At 67.1% G+C, this 5,263-nt stretch carries 9 protein-coding genes; all 9 read left to right on the top strand.

Translation table 11 applies throughout. From position 1 onward, the window contains the following. Positions 1–1,017: phage portal protein (locus ACTQ48_RS10695; RefSeq protein ID WP_441570889.1), on the top strand; the 1,017-nt coding region annotated here is incomplete at its 5' end. 7 nt (positions 1,018–1,024) lie between these two features. Continuing rightward, a complete protein-coding gene (locus ACTQ48_RS10690) occupies positions 1,025–1,891 on the top strand; it encodes a hypothetical protein (RefSeq protein ID WP_441042081.1) in 867 nt (288 codons plus the stop codon). A gap of 36 nt (positions 1,892–1,927) precedes the next feature. Continuing rightward, positions 1,928–2,551 carry a hypothetical protein gene (locus tag ACTQ48_RS10685; RefSeq protein ID WP_441042083.1) on the top strand — a complete coding sequence of 208 codons (624 nt, stop codon included), beginning with the start codon at positions 1,928–1,930 and terminating at the stop codon, positions 2,549–2,551. Between the two features lie 2 nt (positions 2,552–2,553). After that, complete coding sequence (locus ACTQ48_RS10680; RefSeq protein WP_441069377.1) at positions 2,554–2,943, top strand: hypothetical protein; 390 nt, start codon at positions 2,554–2,556, stop codon at positions 2,941–2,943. Positions 2,944–2,946: 3 nt separating this feature from the next. Beyond that, positions 2,947–3,969 (top strand): major capsid protein, encoded by a 1,023-nt coding sequence (locus ACTQ48_RS10675; RefSeq protein ID WP_441042087.1) that lies wholly within the window; start codon positions 2,947–2,949, stop codon positions 3,967–3,969. After that, entirely contained in the window at positions 3,969–4,148 is a 180-nt protein-coding gene (locus ACTQ48_RS10670) for a hypothetical protein (protein ID WP_441085589.1), read from the top strand. The genes ACTQ48_RS10675 and ACTQ48_RS10670 overlap by 1 nt, the downstream gene beginning before the upstream one ends. Beyond that, a complete protein-coding gene (locus tag ACTQ48_RS10665) occupies positions 4,145–4,531 on the top strand; it encodes a hypothetical protein (protein WP_441042089.1) in 387 nt (128 codons plus the stop codon). The genes ACTQ48_RS10670 and ACTQ48_RS10665 overlap by 4 nt, the downstream gene beginning before the upstream one ends. Then, the gene (locus ACTQ48_RS10660; RefSeq protein ID WP_441042091.1) at positions 4,518–4,928 is read left to right on the top strand and encodes a DUF6093 family protein; all 411 of its coding nucleotides are present in this window, start codon (positions 4,518–4,520) and stop codon (positions 4,926–4,928) included. Before ACTQ48_RS10665 ends, ACTQ48_RS10660 begins: the two co-directional genes overlap by 14 nt. Continuing rightward, entirely contained in the window at positions 4,925–5,263 is a 339-nt protein-coding gene (locus ACTQ48_RS10655; protein WP_441042093.1) for an HK97-gp10 family putative phage morphogenesis protein, read from the top strand. Before ACTQ48_RS10660 ends, ACTQ48_RS10655 begins: the two co-directional genes overlap by 4 nt.

Here is a 5,263-nt window from a genome sequence, read left to right as displayed (position 1 = left end):
TTCGGGCGCGGCTTCGCGGTCGTGTCCACAAACCCTGAAGAACCCGATCAGCCGCTCATCACCGTGGAGTCGCCTGAGGCGTTCTCGGTCGAGATCGATCCCCGTCGGCGCATGACTGCCGCGCTGCGCACCTACACCGGCGACGATGACCGGCAGCGCGCCACCCTGTACCTGCCCAACAAGAGCCGCTATCTGATCCGCGACGGCCACGACTGGGCCGACGAGTTCGACCCTGACGAGCACGGGCTTGGCCGAGTGCCGGTCGTGATGTTCCTGAACCGGCCCCGCACGGGCCGCTGGACTGGCGTGTCAGAGATGGCGGACGTGATCCCGATGACGGACGCGATCGCCCGCATCATCACGAACACGCAGATCGGCGCTGAGGCGTTGGCGTGGCCCCACCGGTGGGCCGCTGGCGTCAAGAAGGAAGACTTCATCAACCCCAAGACGGGTAAACCCATGGCGACGTGGGAGGCATACATGACCATCCTCAAGGTCACGTCGAACAAGGACGCCAAGTTCGGGTCGTGGGACGCGGCGCAACTGTCGAACTTTACCGACGCCGTGAACGCGATGCTGCGCTGGTGTGGCGGGATGTTGGGGCTCCCGACCCGCTACCTCGGTCAAGACACCGTCAATCCTGCGTCGGAGGGCGCGATCCGCGCCGATGAGGCCCGTCTAATCCGCAACGTCGAGCGCATGAACGTGTACGACGGTGACTCGTGGGCGTGGGTGATGGGCCTGCGGGAACGCCTCCGCACCGGCGAATGGCTCCCCGGCAACGAGATCAGGGCGCTGTGGCACGATCCCGCGACCCCCACCTACTCACAGCGAGCCGACGCCCTCACGAAGATGGCTGGCGGCGTGCCGATCCTCTCTCGCGAGGGCGTGTGGGACGAACTGGGATGGGACGAGGGGCGCAAGCAACGGGAGCGGGCCTACTTCCGCGAGCAGGATGCCGACCCGCTGGTGCAGGCGCTGATGGCGGCTCCGGGCGATGTCACCACAGTCGCCTGAGAAGGCGATGCTGGCCCGTTCGCGGGCCGCTGCCACGATGGTGGGCCGCGAGTGGCGCACGATCCGCGCGAGCGGCGACTGGGCTGCTCAATGGCAGTTGAAGCTGACGCCTCTGTCTCGATTGGTGGTGGCCGCGCAGATCGGTGCCGCTGCTGCTGGCGCTGCCAGCGTGGACGACGACCTGTACCGCTCCGGATACCCAGAGAAGGCGTTGGCGGAGGTCGACCCGGCTGGTTTCGGCGGATGGGCGGAGCACCCAACGTCAGGGGCAGTTCTCACAATCCCCGCCCTCCTGTATCCGGCTGTCATCACAGCCAGGGCGACGCCGGGCACTGCCACTCAGAAGCTGGCCGCTGGCGGCAGGGTGGCGCAGACGATGGCCCACTGGGCTGTGTCGGAAGCCGGCCGTAACGCCGCCATGGTCGGGGCGACTGGGAGGGCTCGCACGTCGCTGATGTTCGTGGACCCCGCCCCGATGTGCCAGCGGTGCGCGGTGCTCGTCGGGAAGCTGTTCAAGCCTGGCACGAGGTCGTTCACGCGGCACCCCGGCTGCGATGGACGCCTGGTGGCTGTCAGTGACCGGGATAAACCCTCAGTGCCTCCGCTGGACGTGTCCGACATCAAGGACCTCACCCGAGACCAGCTTCGGGCGATCGAGGACGGCGCTGACATCAACCAAGTCATCAACGCCAAGCCGGCTGTCCGCATCACCAAGGACGGCGAAAAGAAGTCGGTGCTGCGAGCCAACGGCGCCCGCACCATGTACGGCGCTCGCAGGATGGAGCGCTGGACCCCGAAAGCGATCTACGCCAAGGCGGGCGACGACCAGGACATGGCGATCCAGCTACTGCGGAAACACAAGTACATGCGCTGAGCGAGTCAGCGCACCCAACCCCAGAGAGGTGGCACGATGCCGCACCACACGCCCGACGATCTGCGACAGATCATCGACACTCACCGCGCCCTGTTCGGCGGCTTCACGATGCTGGCCGACAACAACAGCGCCCCAGAGGCCCCCAAGGAACCCTCCGACGGCAGCAAGGCCCCCGAGGCGCCCAAGGATGACGACAAGGCCGACAAGGCCGACGAGAAGCTCGGCGACAGCGGCCTCCGCGCCCTCCAGAGGGAACGCGACGGACGCAAGGCGCTCGAGCAGCAGATGTCGGAACTGAAACGCGGCCTGGCAGCGATCGCCGGCGCGGAGACCCCCGACCCAACCAAGGTGACGGTCGAGGACGTTGCGGCGCAGATGCAGCACATGCAGCACGAGCTGGCCGTCGAACGGGCGGCCCGCTCCCACGGCATCACCGCCGAGGACGACATCAAACTTCTGGTCGCGACGACCAGCGAAGACCAGCTAAATGCCCTCGCGGCACGGCTGGCACCCGCCGACCATACCGGCAGCGACGGCGCGAAGCCCCGCGGCCCCAAGCCGGACCCGTCCATCGGGCGAGGTGGGGGCGATTCCAACAAGGGCGGCACCGTTCAAGCGGGCCGCGACGCCTACCGGCAACTACATCAGAAGAAGGAGTGACCATGCCTCGCATGAAGGTTGAGTCGTTCTCGGGCGGGAATCGTTCCTGGCTCGCCTCGGCTCACGCAATTGTCAACAACCACACCGGCACGCTCGACGTGTCGAAGTTCACCAAGGGCACCAGCCTGACCGATGGGCACTACCCCAAGGGGTTCTTCCCGTCCGGCCTGGAGCTCAACATCGCCAACCTCGGCGCGATCGAGCCGTGGACGGGTGCCTCGGGCGAGAAGCTCGGGTTTCTGTTCTCCGACGAGGCTACCGATGGGGTCTCTGATCTCGCGGTGCCCGTCGTGTGGCACGGCTCGATCAACGTCTCCAAGCTCCCCAAGGCGCACGTCGAGCCGCAAACCGGTTCCGACGCGTCGAAGTTCGACCTCGTGAAGGAGGGCTGATCCATGGCTGAACTGTGGACTGACCTGATCGACCCTGCCGAGCTCACCGGCTATGTCCGTGAGGGCTTGTCGGCCATCGAGCGCCGCAAGGGCTCGCTCGCCCAGTTCCTCCCGAACCGGGAGGTGGACGACATCTCCGCCCGCTTCCACAAGGGCCAGAACGGTCTCGTGGATGAGGCGAAGTGGCGCGCCTACGACGCTGAGCCCGAGATCGGCGACACCCCGCCCGAGGGTCGTGTCATCATCGAGTTGCCTGCTGTGTCTCGCAAGGAGCGCATCAGCGAGTACGCCCAGCTGCGGCACCGGAACGCCTCTGACGACTCGATCCGTAACGCAGGCTTCCGCGCTGCCGACCGGTGCGTGCTGGCTATCGCTGATGCGGTGGAGCGGATGCGTGGCATTGTGCTCGCCACAGGCAAGGCGACCATCACGCAGTCGAACTACAAGACCAGCGATGACTTCGGTCGAGACGCCGACCTGACCATCACCGCGAACAGCCTCTGGTCGACCGACACCACGGACGGACTGACCCAACTCGAGACGTGGATGGACCTGTACTCCACCCGCAACGGCACCGAACCCGGCGCGATCGTCATGCCGCGCCGCGTGTTCCGCGCCCTGTCCGGCCTTAAGGTCATGCAGGGCCAGACCGCTGCTGGGGCGTTCCGCCGCCCGATGGAGCAGGATGTTCGCGGCATCGTGTCCTCAGCCGGCCTGCCCGACATCATCATCTACGACCGGCGCACGAAGAGCGGGCGCGTCATCCCTGACGACACGCTGCTTTTCCTGCCGGAGCCGACCGCCATCGATGACTACAACGGGACCGAGCTCGGCGCCACGTTCTGGGGTCAGACCCTGACCGCGACCGATCCGAAGTTCTCGCTCGTCGATGCGGAGATGCCGGGTCTCGTCGCAGGGCTGTGGCGGCATCAGACGGTGCCGATGATCGCCGAGGTGGTCGGTGACGCGATCGCGCTGCCGGTCCTCGCGAACGCGAACCTGTCGATGGCCGTGAAGGTGCTGTGATGAGCACTCTCATCGCTACCACTGTGGTGCGCCACCCTGACTCTGGTCAGCCGGTGGCGCTCCGCAGTGGCGACGCGGTACCTGACTGGGCTGAGGGGATGATCGGCGACCATCTGCTGGCCGCCGACGACCCGGCCCCGTCGAAGCCGAAGCCTGCCACGCGGGGCCGGTCGAAGTGACCACCGTCGAGGACGTCCGCATCGCCGCCCGCAGGGCGAGCCTCGGTGGCGATGAGACAGTCCTCGTTCAGCGGTGGATCGCGGTGGTTGAACGCATGATCGCTGACCGCCTCGGCCCCCTCGAGGCGCTCGACAGTGACGCCCTCGCCCTGGTGGTGTCCGAGGTGGTCGCCGACCGCCTCACCTCGCCGGGGCGAGGCGTCACAGCAACTCAGGTCGCTGTCGATGACTCGTCCACGTCGGTGCGGTACGACACCGCCGACACGGGCTGGTTCCGCATCACCGCCGCGCACTGGGACCTGCTGGCCCCAGATCGCGGACGGGAGTCCGAGGCGTTCAGCATCAACCCCGCCTATCAGGCAGGCCGTCATGCTGCTTGGTGAGGTCACCCGCGACGCCCTCGACACCCTCCGCGCTCACGCCCAGTCGGAGATGGACTGCGACGTCACCATCTACACCCATCGCCGCTACGAGTTCGTGGACGGCTCCGAGGTGGAGATGTTCGGCCCCGAGGTCTACGCCGGCGTCGGTGCTGTCGATCCCGGCTCCATGGCCGGGCAGGTGACATCAACGGGTCAGCAGCCCGTCACGTCCCGCGCCTACCGCTGCTCGGTGCCGTGGTGGGTAGATGCGCTCAGGGAGGGTCACGTCATGGTCGTCAACCACTGCCCCCGCGACCCGTCTCTCGACGGCGCCCGGTTCACGGTGGAGACAGTCCGCCAGAACGGTCTCGGCGTCGTCAAGCGCCGCTTCACCGCATCGGTGATCGAGACGCCATGACCGAGAATGCGGAGTTGACGAAGCTCGCCGTCGACCTCGGGAAGGCGTCGTCGAAGGTCACCCAAGAGGTCATCAAGGCGACCGCCGCCGCAGGCAGGGAGGTGGCATCGGAGGCGAAGAGCCGCGCTCCGCGCCGATCCGGTGCGCTCGCCAACTCGATCGTCAGCCACGCCAAGGGTCTCGTCGCTGTCGTGGCCGCCGATGCGCGCCACGGCGTGTTCCAGGAGTTCGGTACCTCCCGGCACGGTCCGCAGCCGTTCCTCGGGCCCGCGCTGGCAGCCAAGAAGGACGCCTACGTGAAGCGGATTGAGCAGATCGCGGGGGACATCCTGTGA

It is taken from the genome of Collinsella sp. Sow4_E3 (genome assembly GCF_052116285.1).
Taxonomy (GTDB): Bacteria; Actinomycetota; Coriobacteriia; order Coriobacteriales; family Coriobacteriaceae; genus Collinsella.
This window is presented reverse-complemented; position numbering and strand designations above follow the sequence as displayed.